Source organism: Pseudomonas lundensis, assembly GCF_001042985.1.
Classification (GTDB): Bacteria; Pseudomonadota; Gammaproteobacteria; order Pseudomonadales; family Pseudomonadaceae; genus Aquipseudomonas; species Aquipseudomonas lundensis.
Genome location: NZ_JYKY01000001.1, coordinates 368732 through 393880, shown reverse-complemented (window position 1 = coordinate 393880; position 25149 = coordinate 368732). Strand labels below are relative to the sequence as shown.

Here is a 25149-nt window from a genome sequence, read left to right as displayed (position 1 = left end):
CGTGCAGGTCAAAGCGGGTGGTGAATTCGGTGATCCAGCGCGCGCCCAGGGCGCCTTGATCATAGGCACTCAGGCGTGAGTAGTAGGTGCGTGTCCAGTCAATCGGGAACGGGCCGGGCAAGCTGAAGTCGGTGTGGCTCAGGGATTCGGAGCCCAGCGCGAAATTTATGCTGCGCGGTGTACGGTCACAGGCGCAGTTTTTTGCGGGATTGGCCATCCCTGTTGCAGACGCTTGTTTACCGGTGGAGTCGATCTGTCCCTCAGCCGCCGTTTGCTTGGCCTTGTTGGTTTCCGTGGGTTTGACGTTGGTGCTTTGCCCATGGACATTGCGCTTGCGCCACAAGGCCGTGGCGCTGGACAGGATCAACAACAACCAGCCAATCGAGTACTCAACGTCTTCGGCGGTGAGCGCGCTCAGTTGCGTGCGCAGCTCTGGCCCCATCGCCCGCAGTTGAGCCGCGTGGGCGGTGACGGAACGTTTGATGTCGTCGGGCAGCAGGTGCTGCGAGGCGCTGTTGGCCATGCCTTTGCCAGCGGCTTTGTAGGCGCTGAACAAGCCGCCGAAGATGTTGCTGATGGCCGCTTTGGGGTCATGCAGCAACTGATCGCCCGCCGCACTGATCTGCGCACTTGCTGCCTCCAGATCCCCACCGGCATCGAGGGTGCCGTTGACGGCGGCTTCCAGCCCCTTGGCGATTTCGTTGAGCATGTCTTCGCCGAGCTTGCCGGCGTCGGCGAGGATCTGCGGCAGCTTGGCCCGGGCTTGCTCGACGAAGTCATCGAGACTGCCGACGATGGACGCGTTCAGGTGGCCCACCAGAATCTCGATGACCGAGGCACTGAGCATCAGTTTGGTGGTAGAGCGCATCTCCTGACGCACCAGGTGCAAGGTCGGGCGCAGGGTCATGCGCGCAGCGGCCATGGTCGGTGGCAAGGGCAAGACGCCGATCAGGTTAATCGCCAGGCTCGCCCACAGCAGCAGGTCGCGTTTTTCAGTCTTGCTCAGCGTGACGACGTCGCCCAACGCGTCTACCAGCGCCATGATGTTACCGACCACGGGCAAAGCCCCGGCCACCCCCTGAATCCGTTCGAGGGTGACGATCCCGCCACTCATCTCCTGTAACCAGGCATCGAACACGGCGGCGCCACTGGCCACGTCTTTGACGTCGATGGCACTAAGCGGAACGATGGCGACCTGTGGGCCGCGTTTTTCTACAGCCGTATTTTCAGTGGTCATGGAAGCATCTCACCCGTCAGCAGGCTGACCAGCTCCAGATCAAAAACAAACGGCCTGCTCAAGGCCTCGCGGCCCTTGAAGGCCACGACCTGAACGTCCGCACCCGCAAGGGTGAGCGTGAAATGGGGCTGATCCGCCGGTGAAAACATCCTGACTCCTCATGCAGTGCTGCAGGCGTGCGTCGCGAAAAAAGAGGCGACGAAAACACATCATTCCGGGGTTAAACCTGCGCACTGACCCACAAGGCGCCCGTGCGCAGAAACACTCAGCCAGCCTTAGCCAGCCACCGGCGTACGCCAGTCATCGGAACCGGAAGTGCCCGACACTTCGTGGGTCCAGGTGATTTTTCGGTAGGTGAATTCCACGTCTTCCAGGTGCGTGAAGTGCGAGTTCGACGGGTCCTGGCAGTTGTGCATGTAGTCCTTGATGTCGACGATGATGGCGTCTTCAAGTTTGGTGGTGAAGTAATGCTCTTGCGTGCCGGCAGCCGAGGTGCGGAACCACTGGATTTCGATTTCGGTCAGGCGCTCGCCCGAGGTCAGTGCGGCCAGCAGCAGCGGCGAGGACTTGTCGAACACCTTGGTGATCTTCACCGGCTTGTGAACGCGCTGGCCGGTCGGTTGGCCTGATTGCGGGTCGCGAGGGATGATCACTTCGTGGCTAAAACCCTGCACCATGACCTGGTCTTCATGACCTTCCTGATAGGTGTTGCCCACCGAATCCGCGGTGAATGCACCGGCTGTAATCAGACCCTGTTTGGTGCCGGTGATGGACATGTAAGCTGGCGTCGCCATTGATGCTCTCCTTGCTCAAAAATGAGGACTTGAAAGGCGCAAATGCCACTCAAGTGCTGAATGGAGTAACCAAAGATCGTGCCAGCTTTTATCAAGTCATTTAAAAACAAGGCGTTACGCGAAGTAAGGAATTTTTCTGGTTATTTTTTAAACAAAAACCTTTAAAAAGTGCGCAAGAAGTTGCGCAGTACTGTGCAACTTCTTGCGCACTCGTCTACAGCTCACGGTTTATATGTACTGTGGCCATGTATCCACACAGTTATCCACATTTGAGTGCGCAACTTCTTGCGCAGTTGGTGTTTTTTTGAAGTTGGACTTGAGGCCATTTCGAACGTCCGTCAGAGCGCAAATTTGCCCTGTTTTAAAAGGTTGTTACCCTCGCCATTCCTTACTACTGCGTTGTTAACTTAAGGCGCGAAAACGCGAGCAGAAATCAAGCAAAGCGCACTGCACCTCAGCCTTCGCGAAATCATGGACCAACAACCTCAGATCAACTGAGGTGAGGTCAATGCGTACGAACCTATTGCGAACGGCGAGCATTCGGTCTTTACGACATCTGCGCTTTGGTGGGCATGGCTGTACGAACAGCTAAGTTTCCCGCAGCAATACATCCAGGCGCTGGTGGACCACGCGTACGTGAAGATGACCAAACACGATCAGGAGGGACACGCTGAGAAAGGTATCGAGTACCTTGAGGTGGGGGTTTTACACATCGCAGACAACCATAAAAAAACCCATCCGAAGATGGGTTTTTTAATCGTTTGCGGTTTACTTCATCAGCGAAGGCGTCGGGCCTTCAGCCACACCCAGATCGTCTTGCGGCCGGGTTTCTTCCAGCGGGCGACCGCCGGAGGCCAGTTCAACCTGCAGCTTGTCTTCGTCCAGCTCTTTGACCCACTTGGCAACCACCAAAGTGGCCACCGCGTTACCTACGAGGTTGGTGAGGGCGCGGGCTTCGGACATGAAGCGGTCGATACCCAGAATCAGCGCCAGGCCGGCAACCGGCAGGTGGCCCACCGCCGATAATGTCGCGGCCAGTACGATAAAGCCGCTACCGGTCACGCCCGCAGCGCCTTTGGACGACAGCAGCAGCACCAGCAACAGGGTGATCTGGTGCGTGATGTCCATGTGCGTGTCGGTGGCTTGCGCGATAAACACGGCGGCCATGGTCAGGTAGATCGACGTGCCGTCGAGGTTGAACGAGTAACCGGTCGGGATCACCAGGCCAACCACCGACTTCTTGGCGCCCAGACGTTCCATTTTCACCAGCATGCGTGGCAGCGCGGACTCGGACGAGGACGTGCCCAGTACGATCAGCAGCTCTTCACGGATGTAGCGAATCAGCTTGATCACGCTGAAACCATGAGCGCGCGCGATACCGCCCAATACCACCAGCACGAACAGCACGCAGGTGATGTAGAAGCACAGCATCAATTGGCCCAACTGCACCAGCGAACCCACGCCGTAGGCGCCGATGGTGAACGCCATGGCACCCAGCGCGCCCAGCGGGGCAAGCTTCATGATCATGTTGATGATGTTGAACATCACGTGGGCGAAACGGTCGATGAAGTCCAGGATCGGCTTGCCGTAAGCCCCCAGGCGATGCAGGGCAAAACCGAACAGCACCGAGAACATCAGCACTTGCAGGATGTCACCGTTGGCGAAGGCGCCGACGATGGTGGAGGGGATCACGTTGAGGATGAAGCCCACGATGCTTTGGTCTGCGCCAGCGGTCACATAGGCCGCGACTTTGGAGGCATCCAGCGTGGAGACGTCAATGTGCATGCCGGCGCCCGGCTGCACCACGTTAACCACGACTAGACCGATCAACAGGGCAATGGTCGATACGATTTCGAAGTAGAGCAGTGCATAACCGCCGGTCTTGCCGACCGATTTCATGCTCTGCATCCCGGCGATACCGCTCACCACCGTACAGAAAATGATCGGGGCAATGACCATCTTGATCAGTTTGATAAAGCCATCACCCAAGGGTTTGAGCGCTACACCGGTTTCCGGGTAGTAGTGGCCCAGCAAAATGCCGATCGTGATCGCTACGATTACTTGCACATACAGGGATTTGTACAGTGGCTGACGAGTCGTCATTGCAAAGTTCCTCAAGTGCATCACTCGGCCATCATTCCATCTGAGACCGGCAACGCCTAAAGCGCGAACCCTCCTGTACTTGGAGGGATTTGTTGTGTCGAGCTGCTCTGTCGGCAGACCTCTCGCACTTATTGCAAGCCACGGGCCAACGTTGGCAAAACACGCCCAAAGCCCGACGGCACCTAGCCTTGTAGGAAATTGCAGACAATTCTTGTAGGACAACTTTGGCGGGTTTCCGCCCATTGACTGTGAACGAGAGGAGGAAATGGCGGATTTCCGCCTGCTTCACACCACCGCGAAGCGTATGCGAAATGCCGCGCCGCCCAAGGAGGAATCATCGAGAGTCAACTGCGCGTCGTAGCTTTCGATGATGTCCTTGACCACCGCCAGGCCGATCCCCTGCCCCGGATGCTGGCGATCAAGACGTTCGCCACGTTGCAGAATGCGCGCCCGCTGATCGGCGGGCACGCCGGGCCCGTCGTCTTCCACGCACACGTCAATCCCGGCCGCCGTACGATGCAGGCTGATGCGCACCTGGCTCAAACACAGGCGGTAGGCGTTTTCGAGCAGGTTGCCGAGCAGCTCCAGCAACGCGTTTTGCTCGATCGGCACATGGCTGAGGGGCGCAATGTCCAAACTGACCTTGACCCGCTTGTCGCGGTAGACCTTCTCCAGGGTGTTACACAGGCTTTCAACCACCGGGATCAGCTCGACCTGATGGCGCACCAGGCCACTTTTGCGCAGGCTGGCGCGTTGCAACTGGTAGCTGATTTGCTGGTTCATGCGTTCGATCTGGGTTTGCAGTACCCACGCCTGTTCGCGGTCTTCCGGGCGCTGGGCCATGCTTTCGCTGACGCCCTGCAACACCGCCAGCGGGGTTTTCAGGCTGTGGGCCAGGTCATCCAGCGAGTCGCGGTAGCGGGTGCGCTGTTCACGCTCGCTTTGCAGCAAGCGGTTCAAGGAGCCGGTCAAGCGCAGCAATTCACGCGGGTGCTGCTCGCTGAGGCTGTCGCGTTCGCCGGTTTCGATCTGGTCCAGTTCCTGACTTAAACGTCGCAAGGCACGCAACCCCCACGTCAATCCAATCCATAGCAGCGCCAGCAACACACACAATGCAGCGCCAAATCCCAGGTAAAGATTTTCACGCAGCCCGGCGAGGGTCATGTTGTATTCGCGCATGGGCTGCAACGCCACGAAGCTGAAGGCCGCGCTTTTGCCGCCCAGCAGCTTGACCTCCACGTCATAGACGAAGAACTCTTCGCCGCTGTCCTCACGAATACTTGCGAACTCGTTGCCGCGCCCGTCATAGCGCGGCTTGTAGTTGATGGATTCTTCTTGCGTGGCCCGCGAGCGCCAGACCAAATGGCCCTCGCGGTCATAGATGTAGCCGAGCAGGCGACTGTCCGGCAGGTTGAATTGTTCATCCGGCAACAGGACCGGCATTTTCAGGTGATTCTTTTCGACCCGTGCCGCGGAAATCAGGGTGTTTACATCCGATGCCAAACGCTGCTCGATGGCGCCCTTGAGCGCCAGACTGAATGCCCCTTGCATGGCCGGTAACAGCGCCAGCATGAACAGCACGGCCAGCAAGGTGGCCGCAAGCATCAGTCGAACGCGCAGCGAACGGATCATCGGCAGCGCTCAGTAAACAAATACCCCATGCCGCGCACCGTATCGATTGGCTTAAAGCCGTTTGCCCCCTCCAACTTGCGTCGCAAGCGCCCGACCAGCACCTCGATCACATTCGGATCACGTTCCTCGTCATCCGGGTACAGCTGTTCCATCAGTCGGTCCTTGGCCACCACCTGCTGGTGATGACGCATCAGGTATTCCAGAATCCGGTATTCATAGGCCGTCAGCGCCAGCGGCTCACCCTCCAGCACCGCCTGCTTGCGATTGATGTCGAGCACCAGTTCGCCAGCCACAATGGTGGGCTGGGTAAAACCGCTGGAGCGGCGCAACAAGGCATTCAAACGCGCTTCAAGTTCTTCGAACTGGAACGGCTTGACCACATAGTCGTCAGCGCCCGCTGCCAGCCCTTCGACCTTGTCTTGCCAGTTGCCGCGCGCGGTCAGAATCAGGATCGGGAACGTCTTGCCACGCTGGCGCAACTCACCAATGAGCTCAAGCCCGCCAAGCCCGGGCAGGCCCAAGTCAATCATCGCCAGGTCGTAGTTGAACTGCCCGGCCTGGTACAGCGCTTCTTCAGCATTGGCCACGGCCTCGACCACATGCCCCCCTTCCCTGAGGCGGGTTTGCAAGTGATGGCGCAACAGCGCCTCGTCTTCTACCACCAGCAGTTTCATCGCGCTCTCCCAAGCCTGATCGCGCCTCCATAGGCGTAAAACACGTGGCCACTGTAACGTTACGGCCCTGAACGCACTCTGAACGATAGCCCAACCGCCGCAAGCGACTACCCAGCGCGGCGCGGACCCGGCAAAATGCGCGGCATGACTCGATTCCCTGCCTTGCCCGCCTGCTGTACCCCGTTGCGTGCCGACTGGCCTTTGCCTCAACCGCTGCCGGGCAGCGTCTGGCGCAGTACCGACTTCACGCCTGCGCACTTGCTGGCTGACGACTTTGCCCGCAGCGCAATCGAAATGCCCGCCAGTATTCAACGCTCAGTGGCCAAACGCCAAGCCGAATTTCTGGCCGGACGCCTGTGCGCGCGCGCCGCCTTGCTGCACCTGGATGGCACCTGCGCCACGCCCGCCATCGGTGAAGACCGCGCCCCCGTATGGCCCGCCCACATCGCGGGTGCCATCACCCACAGCAACGGCCGGGCGGGCGCCGTGGTAGCGCTCAAAAGTGAGTGGCAAGGGCTGGGCATCGACCTCGAAAACCTCCTCAGCGACGAGCGCGCCCGGCGTCTGGTCAAAGAAATCCTCACGCCGGCTGAGCAATCGCGCATGGCCGATGGCTGCCCTGAGGATGTGGCGTTGGTCGTCACCCTGACCTTTTCAATCAAGGAGAGCCTGTTCAAGGCGTTGTTCCCTCTCGTAGGCCAACGCTTCTACTTTGAACACGCCGAAGTGCTGAGCTGGTCGAAAGACGGCCACGTGCGCCTGCGTCTGCTTACCGACCTGTCGACCGAGTGGCACCACGGCAAGGAAATCGAAGGGCAATTTGCGGTGCATGAAGGGCAGCTCTTGAGCCTGGTGGCCATCGCTGCCTGATAAAAAGCCCTGAAGCCATCGCTTCAGGGCTCACCTCATCATTGGGCAAATGCCAGGTTGCCTGCACCGCCCCGGTTTATCCTGCAAGGCCCGCCGCTGCTTGCTCAAAACGGGTCAGCTCATCAAACAGCGCCTCTCTGGCCTGTTTGTGGCTGGCAGCCGCTTCCTCGCCCTGCTGGATATAGAGGGCCTCCTCCAGGGTTTCGCTGTGGCTGGCGAGTTGCTCGCGCTTTTTATCGTAATCCTCCCTGACCGCCTTGAAGCGCGCCTCGTATTTGCGCTTGAGGAACCGGCGCCAGAACTTTTCACGGGTGATCGAGTAGTGCAGCGCCGGGCTTCTGTCCAGACTCAACACGTGGGCCTTGGCATCGTTAAGCTTCTGCGGGGTAACCCCGGCTATTTGTTCATGCTGCATGCTGCGGGTTTTAAGGGGCAGACCCAGCTCTTCGGCCAGATAAACCCGGTAATACAGCTGAATTTCAGCGTCGTCGGGATGGGTGCCAGCCTGATAGCGCTCCCGGATGTCCCTGTTCGCAATGTCATCCACCTGACGCAGCCTGAACAGGCTTTTTGCGAACGTCAACAAGTCCGCGGCGATGGTTTGCTCAGTGCTCATGCGCTCGATTTTATGCACCTGCGCAGTCACTTCAAGGTTGCCGAATATCACCATGACACCGTCAGCGCAGGTCGCCACAAAATTGATCTCATGAAAGACCGTCTGGCGCAGCACGGTGGATTCCAGCATCAGGTCAATCAACTCCCACACCCGTTCCTGAAGCGGCTGGCGGGTGGACGACGTTTCGTACTCCCTGGAACCGGTCATGTCCCGGAGGACCCGGAAAAAGTCTTCCGCCACCCGTCCCTCTCGCCTGAGCAAATCCCATTGACGGGTTCTGCGGGCTTTCTCGCCTCTTGCCAGGCCCGGCGGGAACCACATGGCCACCAGCCGTTTATGGTCATGCTCCGGCACCGTCCTGTCGGGCAGGATGATGCCAAAACTCCACCCCGTGCGCTGGTGATACACCTCCAGTTGCTCCATAACCTCAGGAAGTAGTGGATTGCCAGACAAGCGGATACTGCGCGCCACCGTGCTGTCGGCAGGCAGCTCCAAAATGGCCTGTGGAATGTTGAACAGATGATTGAAGTCCATGCGCACCGTTTCGAGGTGCGTCAGGCCAACCAGCCCGGATGGCCATTGCAGGAGCTGGTTGCCACGTAAATGCAGCTCTCGCAGTTCTGTCATGTGGGTGACATCGGGCACGGCAGACGCTCCCTGACGCCACCTGTCAGAACCGATGAGGTTGAAGTTGAGATTCAATACACGCAGTGACGTCAATGCGCTCAAGCCTTGAGCACTTTCAGGCGTGAGCACGATACGATTACCGCTCAAGTCGAGGCGTGTCAGCCCCGTCATTTGGGAGACGTGCTGCGGTACGGCTGCCAGCCGATTGTTAGTGATCGCAAGGTGGCGCAAGCCCGTGAAACGGCTCAGGAAATGGCTGGGGTCGTTATACAGCCCCATACCCTCCATAACCAATGATCCGATGTGACTGAAATTCGAGGTGAGCGCCGGTAGGTCTCCAACAGCCAGATTGGACAGGTCCAAGGTGTACCCGATGAACTGGCCGTCGGGTGAATACAGGGCCTCGGTTTCTGTACGCCAGGCACTCAACATCCGCTGCACAGCCTCGTGCCTGGCGGGATTAGGCGCTGCTTGATCGGAGCCGGCCGACACCACGTCCCGGGCCGCCCATGCCTCCAACTGTTGTTTGTGGCTTTCAAACTCCACCCGCCGCTGCTCCACGGCTCTGTAACGGGAGGCTTCGTCATTGCCCAGGCGATTGAGCCAATGGTTGATCTGCTCGCCCGTCAGGCTCGGGTACAGGAGAACGGCTTTGCGTATCAGGTCATTGGGGTGCGCCCCCGCCCCCGTTGGCGGGTACAAGGGGTAAGCAATAATCGAGGTATCCATCCTGATTACCGGTTCGATCCAGGGCTTTTCAGTCTCCAGCCCCAGCAAGGTGCGGATATTCGTCCGGTGGGCCAAGGCCAGGTCGCTGATTTTCGCCCCCAGGGTCTGGCTATCCTCCACGCCCTGCAGGCCGATGGCCGCGCGTTCATCTTCACTGAGCACATGCAAGATGGACGACAGCAAGTTATTGCCCGCTTCGGGCAGTGTATTCAGGGCCGAGCCATCGCTCGAATACGCCAGGTACTGATGCTCCTGCTTGACCAACCGCCGGTAATGGCCAGGTTCGGCTGTACCGATACTGTCGAGCACAGGTCCGTCCAGCGTCTGGCTACGCACTTCAATCGCCACCTGCCCCGGCCAGCCCGGCAGAGCCTGCAACAGATGCAGCATGAGTGTTTCACTGTCAGCGGTGGCCGTGGCCTTCAGGTACAACCCTTCGTAGGCGCGGGTCAGGCGCACTTCTCTCGCGGTGCGCGCCATCTGTTCTGCCAGTCGAGGCGCTATATCGCCGTTGTCCAGGTACTCGGACTTTTCATGCGCCGTGGTCTGGTGCAGCAGATGGTGGATAACACTCAGAGGCAGTTCAGTCGAATCACGCTGGATCAATTGCACGTGCGGATCTGAGCTTTTCTCTTCTTTTTCGTAAAGCGACTTGAACACGTCCGGCATGCGCGCAAGGGCGTGCTCGCCCAGCTTTTTGCCAAGTGCCAGCATGCGCAGTTCAATCACCGGCTCGTAGTCGCCCAACAGTTGCAGCGTATCGGCCTTATCCAGACGCATGAGCACGGCACGTAACAAGCTGCCATTGCTGGCGTCCTCTCGTGACAACTTGACCCTGGGAGTTGCACTGCTCAAGTCAGCCCCGTATTCGGCCAAGGTATTGCCCTGCTCGTCCACCACTTGCAGCACTTTATCTCGGGGCCAACCCGGCAGACTTTGCAGCAACAGCAACTGGATGTCGGCGCGGGCCGTACGCAGGGAGTAATGCTCCTGCATGGCGTTCACAAAACGGTGAATCTCCGCCTCGATATCAAAGCGTTTCCAGGTGTCCATTAGCACGGCAGGTGCAGGCCGGTTATTCAGGTGCACCTGACGTAACACAGCGGCGTCCGTCTGGCTGATCTGCATGACCTGTTTGCCTGCCTCATCGTCAAACGAAACAGGCACCGTTCGCAGTCGACGCAGCAAGGTAAGGCTGTCCCACTCCAATGGGTTTTCGGTGGTGAGCCGCCACGCCCCCTCATGGTTATGCTCCAGAGCCGGCCCATCGACACCGACGTTGCGGGGGTGTTTCAAGCGCCACTGGTGACGGTCCCTCACCCATTCAACCTGGAAAACGGCGCCGTGCAGTGGCACGTATTTTCCCCCGTTCAATTCATACAAGCCCAACTCATCCGGCATGGCACCCTGCGGCAGACGAACGTCCTGGACGAATTGGCCGGGGGCGTTTTCCCAGAGCCTGACCTCGCCATTGGGCTGACGCATGGCCGACATCATGTCCCCCAAGGTTTTACGCAGGCCCGCGGCATCGGTCGCCGTCTGCATGCCCAAGGGAATACGCTCATGGATTTGCAGGATCGAGCCAATCGCCAGATAAAAGCTGTCAGCGGAACGCGCAACCGGCACCACGATATCGGTACGGAAATCGTAAGCCTGATAAATGCCGTTTCCGTAATGACGTAACACCACAGCACTGTCGTCAGGGCCGCTGGGGACATAAGGCGTTATGTTGAGGGGATCAGCATATTCAGTGACGACCAGCGCACGATCCAGCTTCTCGCTCAGCAACCCTCGGGCAAACTCACGTGTCCACTGATCGGTATCGGGGCTGAAACTGCGCGTGTGATAGATGCCATCCAGCGTGAGATCAATGCGCAACTGAATGTTCAGGCGATCGGCCGCCTGCGAAAAAGCAATGGGTTGACGGTCATGTTCCAGTGCTTGCGATACCTGATGGGCCGTGAAAGGAAATTCCACCAGCAATTGCTCCAGGCACTCGACGGATAACGGCGGGTTGAGTGCATGCAACTTGGCAATCAAGGGCGTTGTGGTGGCGGACAAGGGCGGATACACCAACGGGAGGAACTTGCGGGCCGGGCTGCGATTGGCCAGCGCGTCAACCCGTTGACGGCCTTCCAGGGCCGTTAAGGCCTGAAACAACAGCGTGCTGTCGGTTTTTGCCAACCCTGCAATTTGCTCGCGAATCGAGGCAATTCGGCTCGTCTTGCTCGCTGCGGGTCGTCCTTCACGCCCCAGCACGGACGACTCGGGTAGCTGATCGACAATCAAGGTAAACAACTGCTCAACGCCCGCAGCGCCTTGGGTCACATCGTCCCTGGCGACATAGCGGCCATAGTCCAGCCGTTTGATTTCAATCGGTCGTTGATCCACTCCAGGTTGGGGATCCTTCCCGTATGACTCCACCTTCACTGCAGACTGGTCGTAGACATCCAGTACGGTATCGGCGGGCCAGTTGGGCAACTGCGTGAGCAAGGCGAACACAGCGGAATCGGCATTGGCGGGCATTTCTCCACGCAAGGGTACGTCAGCAATGATCTGCTTGATCATCTGCTCTACCCGCAACCGCCGAACCCCGTCAGCCAGCGCCCCCGGTATGGGATGCCCCTGCCATGTATGTTCCAGTTGCCCGCGTGTTGTCGCTGTAATGCGCAACATCAACGCGATGTCGTTCAGTGCCACGCGTGAGGCATCGAAAGGCAGCATGCGTTGTACCAACTGCGGGTCACTCAAGTGGTCGATATCATCCAGCGCCAGTCGCCACACCTGATACGCCACATCAAACTTCACCACAGGCCGATAGGCAGTAGCACTCTGGGTGTTCATGACATAGTGCTTGCTCTCGACGTCGTACATGATTTCGACAGCGCGATGCACTTCGCCGTCGTAGACCTTGGCGTATAACGCGTCATTGATTTCATAAATGCCTTGCACGGTGGGCGTCAAACTGTCGAGCATGCTGGCATCGAGCTGCGAATACTGATTCAGACCTGGCCGCCACAAATGGGTCTTGCCATCGGCAAACACGACCTTGCGCGGACGCCCCAGTTGATTCCAGAGCGTACTCATGCGCGCACGATGAATCTTGCTGCCTACGCCGATCAACCAACCGCTGAGCAGCATATCGGCCGTATCGGCCAATGCAGCGGCGAACTCATTGGTCACACCTTTGCTGGCCTCCAAAAAGCCTTTGGCAATGCCATAACCCAAGGAACCGAAGACTGCGAACTGCATCACCCGGATCAGGCCTGTCACCCCTCCAGGCACCGGCGTCGTCAGCAAGCTCAAGATTTCTTGCCCGATGGCCAGCATCGCTTCCTTCAACGCCTGCCAATCGCTTTCGGAACGGGTTGTGGCCAACAGACTCAGGTCTGAATTGAAGCGGTACTCGGGGTAAAGGCTCAGCATGTCGGTCAAGGAAGGATCTTTGTACGGCGCTGGCTCTTCATAAATGGTCATGTTGTCCAGAGACGACTCGGGAAACGCGGCATGAAAACCGTCATACAACACACCTGCCATCCAGCTCAGACCGCGCGGTCGGGGTTGACCGTTAAGCACGTTTTGAAAGTGACGAAGCCGCGACAAGGGTAATTGCGAAGCAAACCATCCTAACTGGCCATCTCGATGAGACTGCTTGAGCTGCGCACGAAAATGATCAGCGTAGTCCTGGACTTGCGCGTGATACTGAAGCGCACTTCCCGGCCTGTTCGGGCAGTAGGTGTACCCGCCCTGCGAACCCGGAAAATGCAGGAACAACAGAGGGATCGGTATGTGATCGGCGATTGGGTGAACAGAACGGGCCATCGTCAGCGAGTGCGTGTGGTATTTGCCCTCGCCATTAAAAGCCTTGAGAACCTGCTCATACCCCGCTTGGGTGACACCGCTGACCGCCGAGTTTCGATAAGCCTCCAACAGGTCAAATGCAAAACAAGCCTTGGCGGAGGCCGAAATCATGGTTTTCAAGGGGCCATCAGGGGCCATGGCCTGCAAGAGACTGCGCGAAAGGGAGGTCCCAAAATCCAGACGTCGAACGATAGAAATGAACGCCCTGACATCCACCGCCTTGTTCGTCTGCCCATATCGGATAAAGCTCGCCTCCACAAAACTGAAAGGCTTGAGGAAGATCGAGTCAGTGGTGAAACCGAAGTTCGCACACGCAGCGTCCCACAGGCTGATGGAATACACGTGGTCAACGTACTTGGACTCATCCAGCGCACGGTCGGCTCTAACTGTTTGCCCCGCAGCGACAGGTTCTGGATTGATCCATCCGCTCAGTACATCCAGCGGTGTGCGCTGCTCCTTGAATTCACGATAACGGGTGTAGAGCCAGGCGCGTTCAGGGTCAATATCATCCCCGGTCAGGTCTTTCAGCTCGCGCTTGAGTAACGACAGGTGAGTGGTTTTAAAGGTTTCTCGAAAGCGCAGGCTTTCGTTCTCAAGGGCTTGCACGCTTGCCAGTGCCTGGCGCTGTAAATCGACGTATTTTTTTATCAGGGCATCATCAAAACCCGAAAAGTTAGCCTTCATGTTGGCGGTCATAAACGTGAAAGCGTCGTGCTGCGCCCATTGCCTGGCTGATAACAGCACGGGCGCACGATCTGGGTGGTTGAGAGAAAAATCGGTCATGGGCCATGTTCCTGAGGCTAAAGGCAACACCCTAAACAGGAACCAACCGCGCCAAGCGGTAGATAGCTATACCGGTCAAAACCCCGCCCGGAGCGTACGCCTGGCCGCTCCCTTGATGTGCGCAAACGCTTCACCAGCCCATGACATAGATCTGCGTCATGCTTTATAGCGCGTGGCGCAAACGCCGTTATTGGCCCGACAGCCCCGCATGCTATGGTTTGCGCCCCATAATCGAGCGTATTGCCACTATGCCCGTGACGTCCCGCTATCTGCGTTTGACGCTGTACACCGTGTTGATTTTGGTCGGGGCTGTGATTGCTGGCGGCTGGGCCATGCAACAGGCCAAACACCATGCGCTGGAAGAAAGCGCCCGGCGCGGGCCCGAGCAACTGAGCCTGTATGCCAATTCGCTGCACACGCTGATCGAACGCTACCGCGCCCTGCCCGCCGTGCTGGCACAAGACCCGGAACTGATCGCTGCGCTGGCCGGGCACGTCACCCCCGAGGTTCAGGCCCAGCTCAATCGCAAACTGGAGCGCATCAACGGGGCCGCGCAATCGTCCACGCTGGAGCTGCTCGACAGCACCGGGCTGGCCGTGGCCGCCAGTAACTGGAACACCTCCAACAGTTACGTGGGCCATAACTACGGGTTTCGCCCATATTTCAGCCAGACCCGCAGTCAGGGCACCGGGCGGTTTTATGCCGTGGGCGTGACCAGCGGGATCCCGGGCTACTTTTTGTCCAGCGCCGTCCACGATAGCGCCGGGCGCTTTCTGGGCGCCATTGTGGTCAAGCTTGAGTTCCCGGAGCTGGAGCGCGAATGGAGCCAGGGCAGCGACACCCTGCTGGTCAGCGATGCGCGCGATATCGTGTTTATCGCCAATCAACCCGGCTGGCGCTATCGCCACCTGCGCCCGCTCAATGACAGCGACCGCGACAACATCACGGTGACCCGCCAATACGACAAACAGCCGTTGACCCTGATGCCGACTCGCACCCTGCGCGTGTTTGATGACCAGAGCTTCCTGACCCAGGTGGATGGCCCGGACGGCCCGACGGATTATTTGTGGGGGTCGTTGCCACTCAAAGCCGAAGGCTGGACCCTGCACTTGCTGCGCAAACCGCCCACCGCCAGTGAAGACGGTCGCAATGCCGCGCTGGCAGCCGTTGGTTTATGGCTGACGCTGGTGTTTCTGGGGCTGTTTTTGTTTCAACGCTGGCGCATTGGCCGCATGCGCCAACGCAACCGTGAAGAACTTGAACAACTGGTCGAAGCCCGCACCCGTGACCTGCGCACCGCGCAAGATGGCCTGGTGCAATCGGCCAAACTCGCGGCACTGGGGCAGATGTCGGCGGCGCTGGCCCACGAAATCAATCAGCCGCTCACCGCCCAGCGCATGCAACTGGCCACCCTGCGCCTGTTGCTTGACCACGGTCGCATCGAAGACGCCTATAAAGCCCTTACGCCGCTGGAACATATGTTGACGCGCATGGCGGCACTCACCGGGCATCTGAAAACCTACGCCCGGCAAAGCCCCAGCGGCCTGCGCGAGCGCCTGGATCTGGCCAGTGTGGTGGACCAGGCCTTACAGTTGGTGGAGCCGCGGCTCAAGGAAGAAGGGGTTGAGCTGCACACCCGGCTGGTGCGCCCGGCCTGGGTGCGCGGCGATGCGATTCGTCTGGAGCAGGTCATGATCAACCTGCTGCGCAATGCCCTGGACGCCATGCACGACACACCGCGCAAGCAGTTGGAAATTTGCATCGAAGCCGATCAGCAGCTTTGGCATTTGACCGTCAGCGACAGCGGTGGCGGCATCAGTGATGAACACTTGGGCAAGGTCTTCGACCCCTTTTTCACCACCAAACCGGTGGGCGACGGTTTGGGCTTGGGGCTGGCGGTGTCGTATGCAATCGTTCATGAACTCGGCGGTCGCCTGACTGCCTGTAACCACGCCGATGGCGCACTGTTCACATTGACGCTGCCCATCGCACAGGACGCTTGAAACATGCTTGATTCGGTAATCGTGGTCGATGACGAGGCCAGCATTCGAACCGCCGTTGAGCAATGGTTGAGCCTCAGCGGCTTTGACGTGCAGCTGTACAGTTGCGCCGAAGACTGCCTCAGCCACCTGCCCGCGCATTTTGCCGGGGTGATTGTAAGTGACGTGCGCATGCCCGGCATGGGCGGTCTGGCCCTGCTGACCCGTTTGCAACAACTGGACCCGGACTTGCCGGTGATCCTGCTGACCGGGCATGGCGATGTGCCCATGGCGGTGGAGGCCATGCGCGAAGGCGCTTATGACTTCCTGGAAAAACCCTTCAGCCCCGAGGCCCTGCTCAGCAGCCTGCGCCGCGCGCTGGAGAAACGTAGGCTGGTCCTGGAAAACCGCCGCCTGCATGAACAGGTCGATGTGCGCGAACAGCTCGACGGCCGGTTGCTGGGTGTATCGCGCAGCTTGCAGACGTTGCGCCGGCAGGTGATCGACTTGGCACCGTTGCCGGTCAACGTACTGATCCGTGGAGAAACCGGTAGCGGTAAAGAGCTGGTGGCGCGCTGCCTGCATGATTTCGGGCCGCGTGCCGACCGGCCCTTCGTGGCGCTCAACTGTGCCGCCATCCCCGAACACCTGTTTGAAGCCGAGTTGTTTGGCCACGAAAGCGGTGCCTTTACCGGTGCTCAGGGCAAACGCATCGGCAAGCTGGAATACGCCGACGGCGGCACCCTGTTCCTGGATGAAATCGAAAGCATGCCGCTGGCCCAACAAGCCAAATTGCTGCGGGTGCTGCAAGAGCAAAAACTGGAACGCCTGGGTTCCAACCTCAGCATCGCGGTGGATTTGCGCATCATCGCCGCCACCAAACCTGACCTGCTGGACGAAGCCCGCGCCGGGCGCTTTCGCGAGGATTTGGCCTATCGCCTAACGGTGGCCGAGTTGCGCCTGCCTCCCTTGCGCGAACGCCGTGAGGACATCCCGCTGTTGTACGAGTTCTTTTCCCACAGCGCTGGCGAGCGTCTGGGCCGCAGTGTGCAGCCACTCAGTGGCGCACAGTTAACCCGCCTGCTGAGCCACGACTGGCCGGGGAACGTGCGCGAGCTGGCCAACGTGGCGGAACGACGGGTATTGGGGCTGGGCGAACCGCAATGGGATGACCCCGACATCGGTCAGTCCTTGGTGGCCCAGCAGGAAGCCTTTGAAGCGCAATGCCTGCGCGCCGCCCTGAGCCGCCACAAAGGCGATATCAAAGCGGTGATGGCCGAGCTGCAACTGCCACGCCGCACCCTGAACGAAAAAATGCAGCGTCACGGGCTGGTGCGCGAAGCGTTCTTGAACACTGACTAGAACGCGACACCTGCCGACCCCACCGCCAGCGCCCCACCCCGCAGCGATAGGCGGATTTCCGCTTATCACTTAAGGGGTTTGAGCGAGATTCCGCTCACCCTCTTACGTTACGGCCTTGTAAAACGGGCATTTACGTCTTGGCACAACTCCTGCTATGTCCCGGTAAGCACGCGTTTTAACGCGCTATAACAAAACCAAAAAAAGAAGGATCCAGTTAATGGATAACTCCAGCACCCTGCCTGCCGGGTCGGTCCCTGCGACCCCGAAAGAAAAGACCACCTCCAGCCGTATCAAATCCATTTTCAGCGGTTCCGTCGGCAACATGGTCGAGTGGTACGACTGGTACGTCTACGCCGCTTTCTCGCTGTATTTCGCCAAGGCCTTTTTCCCGAAGGGCGACACCACGGCTCAATTGCTCAACACCGCCGCGATTTTCGCCGTGGGCTTCCTGATGCGCCCCATCGGCGGCTGGCTGATGGGCCTGTACGCTGACCGCAAAGGCCGTAAAGCTGCGTTGATGGCCTCGGTGCTGCTGATGTGTTTCGGCTCGCTGATCATCGCCCTGTCGCCGGGGTATGAAACCATCGGCGTCGGCGCGCCGATCCTGTTGGTGTTCGCCCGCTTGCTGCAAGGGTTGTCCGTGGGTGGCGAATACGGCACCTCGGCCACCTACCTCAGCGAAATGGCCACCAAGGAGCGTCGCGGCTTCTTCTCCAGCTTCCAGTACGTGACCCTGATCTCGGGCCAGCTCATCGCGCTCGGCGTGTTGATCGTGCTGCAACAGACCCTCACCGAAGAGCAGCTGTACAGCTGGGGCTGGCGCATCCCGTTTGTGATCGGCGCCTTGTGCGCGGTGGTGGCGCTGTTTTTGCGTCGCGGCATGGAAGAGACCGAGTCGTTCAACAAGGTCAAGGTCAAGCCAAAAGAAAGCGCCATGCGCACTTTGCTGCGTCATCCCAAAGAGCTGATGACCGTGGTCGGCCTGACCATGGGCGGCACGCTGGCGTTCTACACCTACACCACGTACATGCAGAAATACCTGGTGAACACGGTGGGCATGAGCATCTCCGATTCCACCACCATCTCGGCCGCGACGCTGTTCCTGTTCATGTGCCTGCAACCGCTGGTGGGCGGGCTGTCGGATAAGGTCGGGCGGCGTCCGATCCTGATTGCCTTTGGCGTGCTCGGCACCCTGTTTACCGTGCCGATCCTGACCACGCTGCACACCATCACCACGTGGTGGGGCGCGTTCTTCCTGATCATGGCAGCGCTGATCATCGTCAGTGGCTACACCTCGATCAACGCCGTGGTCAAAGCCGAACTGTTCCCGACTGAAATTCGTGCACTGGGCGTCGGCCTGCCGTACGCACTGACCGTGTCGATCTTTGGCGGCACCGCTGAATACATCGCGCTGTGGTTCAAAAGTGCGGGCATGGAAACCGGCTATTACTGGTACGTAACCGCCTGTATCGCTTGCTCGCTGTTCGTTTACGCCACCATGAAAGACACCCGTAAACACTCGCGCATCGAGACCGACTAACCGCTGTTACCCCGTGCAGGCGCCCGTGAGCGCCTGCACGGAGGGTTCAGTTCACGACAACTCGGCCACCGGCCACCGGCGGCCGGTTGTCGGTTTTCCAGGCATCATCCCGCCTCGCTTTTTCCCTGACTGTCGCCCGGGGTGCCCGTCGCAAAGACGGCGAGTCAGTCGAGCCCGCCTACCCCGCAAGAATTACCTGAATTAATTGTCAGTTAATTCGCCTCCTGCACACTCTGCTTCACATTCAGCGCTATTCCGATGACCGAAGCCTTCAGGGTTAATCGCCCAGATGTTGCGTGCGGCCTTTAGAGAGTCTTGCCTCTATATATCGAATAAAACGATATTTAAGCGCCATTTTTTGCGCTTTTTAATCTATTTGATCGGCGTAATCTGAACCCATCGAGACACAACATCCCCAACACGCAACAAGGAGCACCACCATGAAAACCCGAATGATCCTCGCCACCGCCCTCTCTGTACTGGCTTTGAATGCGTTTGCAGCAGACGGTTATGACCGCACCCATTCTTCGAGCTTTGCTGAAGACGGCTACAGCCGCACCGGGTCGGCCACCTTTGCCGCGGATGGCTATGACCGCACTCACTCGGCCACGTTTGCTGAAGATGGCTTCGACCATACGCATTCCGCCACATTCGCCGAAGATGGCTACGACCGCACTCACTCCGCCACATTTGCCGAAAATGGCTACGACCGCACACAAGGCGCACGCTTCAGCTAATTGACCGCAGCCCACTCCCGCCGCTGACGAGCCTCGCAAGGCTGCGTTCGGCGGCAAGGCTGTGAGCGATGGGCGGGTGAGTGTATTGACGTGCAACAACGTTTCAGGGCTGGGCGAACGCAGGCTCAGGCTGCGACAGGGATTGCAGAACCAGGAGACAAACTTTGTCTTTCAGGGCAATGCCTTGCACTATAGGGCCCTTCTAAATCAGCCGTTTGCGGATGCTTGTGATGCCTGACGATATCCATTTCTACGAACCTTCCCAAGGCCATGGCCTGCCCCACGATCCGTTCAATGCCATTGTCGGGCCGCGTCCGATCGGCTGGATTTCATCGCAGGATGCCCAAGGCCGCCTCAACCTGGCGCCTTACAGCTTTTTCAATGCGTTCAATTACATTCCGCCGATCATTGGGTTTTGCAGCGTGGGGCGCAAAGACAGCCTCAACAACATTGAGCAAACCGGCGAATTCGTCTGGAACCTGGCCACGCGCCCGCTGGCTGAAGCCATGAATCAGAGCTGTGCCATGGTCGGCCCCGAGGTCAATGAGTTTGAATTGGCAGGCCTGACCACCGCACCTTCGAGGGTGGTGAGTGTGCCGCGCGTGGCGCAGACGCCAGTGTCGTTTGAATGCAAAGTGACGCAGATCGTGCAACTGCAACGCGCCGACCAGCAGTTAGTGCCGAGCTGGCTGATTCTCGGCGAGGTGGTGGCGGTGCATATCGCCAAACACCTGCTTAAAGACGGGGTGTACGACACGGCGGCCGCCGAACCGATTTTGCGCGGTGGCGGCCCGGCGGATTACTTCCAGTTAGGGCCCGAAGCCCTGTTCAAAATGCACCGCCCAACCTGATTACCAGACCAGCTCGGCGTCTGCATTGACGCCTTGCAGGGCGGCCAGTTGTTGCTCGGCAGCAGCATCGGCCGCTGTCGCTGTGGCAAAGGTCTGCTCCGGCAAGATCGTGTGAAAACGCGGTGCTCCGCCTTCATACAACGCTTTGACGGCAATCGCTGCGTGGTAAGTCCCAGGTTTTACAGGGACGACTGCCGATACCGCTTCAAACTTCTCGAATTCTTTGCGCGCCATGGTTCTGATTCCGGCCTGTGAAAAGGCGGCATTCTACCCGCTTACCCGGCGCGTTTCTGCAAGCCGCTAACGGCCGCGTCGCAGTCGCTCTGAAAATCCAGATGATCGACCACGTGGCTGTGCATGAGCACGCTGTAGACCTGCATCAGCGGGGACTCAAAGTACGCCAGCATCGACGCCTGATCCTGCCAATACCCCACGACATGCCACAGCAGTGGCTCATTGCGCGATTGCTGCAACACGAAGTGCAGGCAGCCTTGCATCTGTAACGTCGGTTCAATCAGTGGGCTCAGGCAGGCCTCGACCTGGCCCGAACAGCCGGCGCGGGCAAGCACCCGGGTCGTATGAATGGCAACAGTGGACTGGGGCATGAAGACCTCCACAAATCTTGGGGGCGTGAGGGGAGGTTCAAAGCGTAAGGCGCAGCCGCGCACAGCCGTTAGTCGATTCCTGCCCTTCCCTTGCACAATCCTGCATACCGTCTCGCAACAACCCACCACGCCACCAGCCGCCCCACGGTCCCCAAAAGCGCGATTTCAAGCAAGCAGGCGCCGGTAAGACGCGAAGTTGAACGTTTCACGCAGGCACCCTGACAGGATCAGGCAAGGCTGCGGCAGAAATCGGCTACCCCTCGGGCTTGCACAAACCTAAGCTATGAAGACTTCGTCGCACCCATGAGGACGCGCCTCCCATGTCAACGCTACAACCGCCCATGACCGAGCTTGATGCCGCGCTGGAAGAAAAACGCATCGAACTGGCCGACCTCATTTATCGCCACACCCACGAAGACGGCACCTGCGCCACCGGGGTCGACGCGCTGTTCATGTCGCGTTACAGCCAATCCAGCGACTTTTCCCCCAGCTTGCCGCAACCGGCGCTGTGCATCCTCGCCCAGGGCCGTAAGGAAGTGCGCCTGGCCGATGAGTACTTCGCCTACGATCCGCTTAATTATCTGGTGGTGTCGGTGTCGATGCCGATCAGTGGCCGGGTGGTGGAAATCTCCCCGCAACACCCGGTACTGGCGTTGCGCCTGGATATTGATCCGATGGACATCACCACCCTGATCAGCGAGGCCGGGCCGATTGGCGTACCGTCGCGGCCTGCGGGGCGCGGGGTGTATGTCGAACCCATCGATCAGGTCATGCTCGATGCCCTTCTGCGCCTGACCCGCCTGTTGGACACGCCACGGGACATCGCCATGCTCGCCCCACTGATTCGACGCGAGATTTTGTACCGCTTGCTGCGCAGCCCCTTGGGCTACCGGCTGTATGAAATCGCGACCGAGAACAGTCAAACCCACCGTGTGAGTCGTGCGATCTCGTGGCTCAACGGCCATTTCCAACAACCGTTGCGCATTGATGACTTGGCCCGCGAAGCCAACCTGAGCGTGTCGACCCTGCACCATCGTTTCAAGGCCATGACCGCCATGAGCCCGCTGCAATACCAGAAACAACTGCGCCTCAACGAGGCGCGGCGCCTGATGCTCAGCGAAGGGCTAGATGCGTCGGCGGCAGGGTATCGGGTGGGGTACGAAAGCCCGTCGCAGTTCAGCCGTGAGTACAGCCGCCAGTTTGGCGCGCCTCCGGTGCGGGACCTGGCGCGCCTGCGGATGGGTTTATAGGCCCGGCGACTGCTGCGCCGGGGCCTGGTCAGGGTTCAGGATCAGTAGCCGACGGTAAAGCGCTGGCGTGAATGCGCCGGGTGCTCGACTTCATCCAGCAGAGCGATGGCGAAGTCAGCGAAGGTGATCCAGCTTTTGCCGTCGGCGCCAAACAGCAGGTGGTCCTTGCCCAGACGGAACTTACCGGTGCGCTCGCCTTCGACAAATTCGGCCGATGGCGACAGGAAGGTCCAGTCCAGGTCCTGTTCTTTGCGCAATGTCTCCAGGTACCGCCCTCCCGCTGTAGCTTCTGGCTTGTACTCCTCCGGGAAACCCTCGCTGTCGATGACTTTGGTGCCATCGGGCAGCAACAACGAACCGGCGCCGCCGACAAACAGCAAGCGTTTCACTCCTGCTTTTTTCACCGGTTCGATAATGGCTTCCACGGGCAACGTCGAGAAATGCGCGGCACTCAACACCACGTCGCTGCCTGCCACGGCCTCTTGCAGTGCCTGGGCATCGTGGACGTCCACGTCCTTGGTGACCACGTGCTCACGGTGGCCGATTTTTGAGGCGTGACGCGCAATGGCGATCACGCTATGACCGCGGCGCAGGGCTTCTTCCAGCAGTTGGCTGCCTGCACGTCCGGTGGCACCGATAATTGCAATCGTGCTCATGAGGGTCTCCTGTTGAATGGACAGTTTTCACTAAACGCTTGAATCACCACTTCATTTCGCCTTTGGCCACTTTGGCGCTCAGTTCCAGCGAAGAGGCTTCGCCCAGATCCGGGTAGCGTTTTTTCATCGCGGCAATCAGCTCGGACGAATCCTTGGCCTTGAGGGTTTCTTCATCGAACGCCTTGATGTAATCGCGGGTAAAGTGCACCGCGCTGACTGAGCGGTCGTTCTCACCCACGTAATGCCCGGGCACCACCACTTCGGGTTGCAGGCTGTCGATGCGCTTGAGCGTAGACAACCATTGCTTGTGTGACTGAGGCGTTTGCGTGTCGGCCATCCACACGTGAATGTTATCGGCCACGACCACCCCGCCCACCACGGCTTTGAGCGAAGGAATCCACACAAAACTGCGGTCCGGCTGTTTGCCGTTGAGCCCGATCACTTCCAGATCGCGGCCTTCGAGTTGCAAGCTGTTGCCTTTGAGCACGTCCGGCACAATCAGTGTGCTCGGAACATCCACGCCCATTTGCGGGCCCCAGAATGCCAGCTTGGCGTCCTTGGTCTTAGTGATGTGCTCAACCGTCGGCGCGGAGGCCAGCACCTGGGCGTCGGGGAACGCGTCGGTCAGGGTTTGCAGGCCGAAGTAGTAATCCGGGTCGCCGTGGCTGATGTAGATGGTGGTCAGGTGCTTACCGCTGGCGCGGATCTTGTCCACGACGTGTTGGGCCTGAGCTTTGCCAAATTGGGCATCGATCAGAATGGCGTCCTTGTCACCGCTCACCAGCACCGACGACACCGGGAAAATCGCCGCAGCGCCGGGGTTGTACACGTCCAGCGTGAGGGGCGCGGGCGCGGCGCCAGCCTGTGCGGCAAAGCCCAGCGCAACGGCACCGAGGAACAAACGACGCAAGGTTGAAAATACGGTCATGGGCGGTGTCCTGAATCAAAAGGCCGTGAGTGGCGATGAACACAGCTTAGTAGCCCGATCAGCGTTAAAAAATGCGATGCTGCGACATAGTTTGTTTCAGAAATCGGGCAGATCATGGACCGTCTTAATGCAATGCGGGTATTCGTCACCGTCGTCGATCTCGGCAGCCAGTCAGCGGCGGCCGATCATCTGGACCTGTCGCGGCCGGTGGTGTCGCGCTACCTGGCCGAGCTTGAAGCGTGGGTGGGCGCGCGGCTGCTGCATCGCACCACGCGCAAACTGAGCCTGACTGCCGCCGGCAATGAAACGCTGCCGCGTTGTCGGCAGATGCTGGAGCTGTCCGAGGACATGCAGGCCGCCGTGGGCTCGGCCGGGGATACGCCACGGGGCCTGCTGCGCATCAGCGTCAGTACGTCATTCGGGCAATCGCAACTGGCAGCAGCCGTGACCGACTATGTGCGCCTCAACCCCGGCGTGACCATTGACCTGCAAATGCTCGACCGCACGGTGAATTTGGTGGATGAACGCATTGACCTTGCTATTCGCACCAGCCGGGAGCTTGACCCCAGCCTGATTGCACGCCAACTGACCGTTTGTCGCTCGGTGCTGTGTGCCTCGCCCGCGTATCTGCGCGAGCACCCGGCCCCTCAACAAGTGGATGACTTGAGCCAGCACAACTGCCTGACCCACTCCTATTTCGGCAAAAGCCTGTGGCATTTCACCTGTGAGGGCGAAGAACTGTCGGTGCCGGTGCAGGGCAATATCAGCGCCAACGAAGCCAGCACGCTGCTCAGCGCCACGCTGTCTGGCGCGGGGGTTTCTCTCCTGCCCAGCTACCAGGCCGGGGTGCATGTGCAGCGCGGGGACCTGGTGCGTTTGTTGCCCGACGCCGAACCCCGGGTCATGAATATTTATGCGGTCTACGCCTCGCGCAAACACATGCCCGCCGCGTTGCGCAGCATGCTGGACTTTCTGGCGCAACGCTTCACCCCGGAGCCTGCGTGGGACAAAGGTTTGTAAGGCCTAGTCCATTTGAGGGATGAAGGCTTACAGGAGCAGTCGTACAACTGGCGTGGCAAGTCCGAGGGTCTGAACTAGCCTCAAAAGTGTGACGTCTAGGTATCAGGAGATGACTGCCATGACCACGAAAACAAAAACCAGATGCATGACCGCGTTTGTTGTGTTTGCTGCCGCTGTACTGTTTGCCAGCGCGTGTTACCGCGCCGAGCAAACGCGCCTCTCCCCTCGATTTACCGCCAGTTGCCAGGGCGAGCATTGCAATTCGTTGAATGCCGCATTCAGCGCGTTGAGATAA

General features: G+C 59.2%; 20 protein-coding genes. 9 read left to right on the top strand and 11 right to left on the bottom strand.

Features of this window, described 5'->3' with window-relative positions:
- The 6 genes from TU74_RS01745 to TU74_RS01725 all read right to left on the bottom strand — a co-directional run.
- Positions 1-1237 (bottom strand): DUF6531 domain-containing protein (locus tag TU74_RS01745; protein ID WP_048374732.1); only part of this gene is annotated, 1237 nt, incomplete at its 3' end.
- Positions 1234-1386: a hypothetical protein gene (locus TU74_RS24065; RefSeq protein ID WP_157315129.1), complete on the bottom strand. Its 153-nt coding sequence runs from the start codon at positions 1384-1386 to the stop codon at positions 1234-1236. The genes TU74_RS24065 and TU74_RS01745, both read right to left, overlap by 4 nt.
- 126 nt (positions 1387-1512) lie before the next feature.
- Positions 1513-2031 carry an Hcp family type VI secretion system effector gene (locus TU74_RS01740; protein ID WP_048364825.1) on the bottom strand — a complete coding sequence of 173 codons (519 nt, stop codon included), beginning with the start codon at positions 2029-2031 and terminating at the stop codon, positions 1513-1515.
- Between the two features lie 768 nt (positions 2032-2799).
- Positions 2800-4134 (bottom strand): dicarboxylate/amino acid:cation symporter, encoded by a 1335-nt coding sequence (locus TU74_RS01735; RefSeq protein WP_048374730.1) that lies wholly within the window; start codon positions 4132-4134, stop codon positions 2800-2802.
- A 285-nt stretch (positions 4135-4419) separates the two neighbouring features.
- The gene (locus tag TU74_RS01730) at positions 4420-5766 is read right to left on the bottom strand and encodes an ATP-binding protein (protein ID WP_047292608.1); all 1347 of its coding nucleotides are present in this window, start codon (positions 5764-5766) and stop codon (positions 4420-4422) included.
- Positions 5763-6440: a response regulator gene (locus TU74_RS01725; RefSeq protein WP_047274242.1), complete on the bottom strand. Its 678-nt coding sequence runs from the start codon at positions 6438-6440 to the stop codon at positions 5763-5765. The genes TU74_RS01730 and TU74_RS01725 overlap by 4 nt, the downstream gene beginning before the upstream one ends.
- Before the next feature lie 144 nt (positions 6441-6584).
- Between TU74_RS01725 and TU74_RS01720 the strand changes: the two genes are divergently transcribed.
- On the top strand, positions 6585-7310 hold the full coding sequence (locus TU74_RS01720) for a 4'-phosphopantetheinyl transferase family protein (RefSeq protein WP_047292633.1): 726 nt from the start codon (positions 6585-6587) through the stop codon (positions 7308-7310).
- Between the two features lie 76 nt (positions 7311-7386).
- On the opposite strand, the gene TU74_RS01715 is transcribed toward TU74_RS01720, so the two are convergent.
- Positions 7387-13926 carry an NEL-type E3 ubiquitin ligase domain-containing protein gene (locus TU74_RS01715; protein ID WP_048374727.1) on the bottom strand — a complete coding sequence of 2180 codons (6540 nt, stop codon included), beginning with the start codon at positions 13924-13926 and terminating at the stop codon, positions 7387-7389.
- A gap of 248 nt (positions 13927-14174) precedes the next feature.
- Between TU74_RS01715 and TU74_RS01710 the strand changes: the two genes are divergently transcribed.
- The 5 genes from TU74_RS01710 (at position 14175) to TU74_RS01690 (ending at position 20395) form a co-directional block, all read left to right on the top strand.
- Entirely contained in the window at positions 14175-15929 is a 1755-nt protein-coding gene (locus TU74_RS01710; protein WP_047292631.1) for an ATP-binding protein, read from the top strand.
- Between the two features lie 3 nt (positions 15930-15932).
- Positions 15933-17267, top strand: a complete 1335-nt coding sequence (locus tag TU74_RS01705; protein ID WP_048374726.1) for a sigma-54-dependent transcriptional regulator — start codon at positions 15933-15935, stop codon at positions 17265-17267.
- Positions 17268-17484: 217 nt separating this feature from the next.
- Positions 17485-18807 carry an MFS transporter gene (locus TU74_RS01700; RefSeq protein WP_047274233.1) on the top strand — a complete coding sequence of 441 codons (1323 nt, stop codon included), beginning with the start codon at positions 17485-17487 and terminating at the stop codon, positions 18805-18807.
- A gap of 440 nt (positions 18808-19247) precedes the next feature.
- Positions 19248-19544 (top strand): hypothetical protein, encoded by a 297-nt coding sequence (locus tag TU74_RS01695; protein ID WP_047282324.1) that lies wholly within the window; start codon positions 19248-19250, stop codon positions 19542-19544.
- A gap of 230 nt (positions 19545-19774) precedes the next feature.
- Positions 19775-20395, top strand: coding sequence for a flavin reductase family protein (locus TU74_RS01690; RefSeq protein WP_047274227.1), 621 nt, complete (start codon positions 19775-19777; stop codon positions 20393-20395).
- On the opposite strand, the gene TU74_RS01685 is transcribed toward TU74_RS01690, so the two are convergent.
- Entirely contained in the window at positions 20396-20629 is a 234-nt protein-coding gene (locus TU74_RS01685) for a hypothetical protein (RefSeq protein WP_047274225.1), read from the bottom strand.
- Between the two features lie 41 nt (positions 20630-20670).
- Complete coding sequence (locus TU74_RS01680) at positions 20671-21000, bottom strand: putative quinol monooxygenase (protein WP_047292598.1); 330 nt, start codon at positions 20998-21000, stop codon at positions 20671-20673.
- A gap of 320 nt (positions 21001-21320) precedes the next feature.
- Between TU74_RS01680 and TU74_RS01675 the strand changes: the two genes are divergently transcribed.
- Positions 21321-22250, top strand: a complete 930-nt coding sequence (locus TU74_RS01675; RefSeq protein ID WP_047292595.1) for an AraC family transcriptional regulator — start codon at positions 21321-21323, stop codon at positions 22248-22250.
- Between the two features lie 41 nt (positions 22251-22291).
- Here TU74_RS01675 and TU74_RS01670 read toward each other — a convergent pair whose 3' ends face one another.
- Together TU74_RS01670 and TU74_RS01665 are read right to left on the bottom strand one after the other, a co-directional pair.
- Positions 22292-22906, bottom strand: a complete 615-nt coding sequence (locus TU74_RS01670; protein ID WP_048374722.1) for an NAD(P)-dependent oxidoreductase — start codon at positions 22904-22906, stop codon at positions 22292-22294.
- A gap of 43 nt (positions 22907-22949) precedes the next feature.
- Positions 22950-23834: an MBL fold metallo-hydrolase gene (locus tag TU74_RS01665; RefSeq protein WP_048374721.1), complete on the bottom strand. Its 885-nt coding sequence runs from the start codon at positions 23832-23834 to the stop codon at positions 22950-22952.
- Between the two features lie 114 nt (positions 23835-23948).
- Between TU74_RS01665 and TU74_RS01660 the strand changes: the two genes are divergently transcribed.
- Both TU74_RS01660 and TU74_RS24060 read left to right on the top strand, forming a co-directional pair.
- Positions 23949-24854 carry a LysR family transcriptional regulator gene (locus TU74_RS01660; protein WP_048374719.1) on the top strand — a complete coding sequence of 302 codons (906 nt, stop codon included), beginning with the start codon at positions 23949-23951 and terminating at the stop codon, positions 24852-24854.
- A 118-nt stretch (positions 24855-24972) separates the two neighbouring features.
- Complete coding sequence (locus tag TU74_RS24060; protein ID WP_156425770.1) at positions 24973-25149, top strand: hypothetical protein; 177 nt, start codon at positions 24973-24975, stop codon at positions 25147-25149.

Excerpts from the sequence above, each read along its gene's own strand:
- TU74_RS24065 (WP_157315129.1), bottom strand. The coding sequence starts at position 1,386 with ATGTTTTCACCGGCGGATCAGCCCCATTTCACGCTCACCCTTGCGGGT.
- TU74_RS01740 (WP_048364825.1), bottom strand. The coding sequence starts at position 2,031 with ATGGCGACGCCAGCTTACATGTCCATCACCGGCACCAAACAGGGTCTG.
- TU74_RS01735 (WP_048374730.1), bottom strand. The coding sequence starts at position 4,134 with ATGACGACTCGTCAGCCACTGTACAAATCCCTGTATGTGCAAGTAATC.
- TU74_RS01730 (WP_047292608.1), bottom strand. The coding sequence starts at position 5,766 with ATGATCCGTTCGCTGCGCGTTCGACTGATGCTTGCGGCCACCTTGCTG.
- TU74_RS01725 (WP_047274242.1), bottom strand. The coding sequence starts at position 6,440 with ATGAAACTGCTGGTGGTAGAAGACGAGGCGCTGTTGCGCCATCACTTG.
- TU74_RS01720 (WP_047292633.1), top strand. The coding sequence starts at position 6,585 with ATGACTCGATTCCCTGCCTTGCCCGCCTGCTGTACCCCGTTGCGTGCC.
- TU74_RS01715 (WP_048374727.1), bottom strand. The coding sequence starts at position 13,926 with ATGACCGATTTTTCTCTCAACCACCCAGATCGTGCGCCCGTGCTGTTA.
- TU74_RS01710 (WP_047292631.1), top strand. The coding sequence starts at position 14,175 with ATGCCCGTGACGTCCCGCTATCTGCGTTTGACGCTGTACACCGTGTTG.
- TU74_RS01705 (WP_048374726.1), top strand. The coding sequence starts at position 15,933 with ATGCTTGATTCGGTAATCGTGGTCGATGACGAGGCCAGCATTCGAACC.
- TU74_RS01700 (WP_047274233.1), top strand. The coding sequence starts at position 17,485 with ATGGATAACTCCAGCACCCTGCCTGCCGGGTCGGTCCCTGCGACCCCG.
- TU74_RS01695 (WP_047282324.1), top strand. The coding sequence starts at position 19,248 with ATGAAAACCCGAATGATCCTCGCCACCGCCCTCTCTGTACTGGCTTTG.
- TU74_RS01690 (WP_047274227.1), top strand. The coding sequence starts at position 19,775 with ATGCCTGACGATATCCATTTCTACGAACCTTCCCAAGGCCATGGCCTG.
- TU74_RS01685 (WP_047274225.1), bottom strand. The coding sequence starts at position 20,629 with ATGGCGCGCAAAGAATTCGAGAAGTTTGAAGCGGTATCGGCAGTCGTC.
- TU74_RS01680 (WP_047292598.1), bottom strand. The coding sequence starts at position 21,000 with ATGCCCCAGTCCACTGTTGCCATTCATACGACCCGGGTGCTTGCCCGC.
- TU74_RS01675 (WP_047292595.1), top strand. The coding sequence starts at position 21,321 with ATGTCAACGCTACAACCGCCCATGACCGAGCTTGATGCCGCGCTGGAA.
- TU74_RS01670 (WP_048374722.1), bottom strand. The coding sequence starts at position 22,906 with ATGAGCACGATTGCAATTATCGGTGCCACCGGACGTGCAGGCAGCCAA.
- TU74_RS01665 (WP_048374721.1), bottom strand. The coding sequence starts at position 23,834 with ATGACCGTATTTTCAACCTTGCGTCGTTTGTTCCTCGGTGCCGTTGCG.
- TU74_RS01660 (WP_048374719.1), top strand. The coding sequence starts at position 23,949 with ATGGACCGTCTTAATGCAATGCGGGTATTCGTCACCGTCGTCGATCTC.
- TU74_RS24060 (WP_156425770.1), top strand. The coding sequence starts at position 24,973 with ATGACCACGAAAACAAAAACCAGATGCATGACCGCGTTTGTTGTGTTT.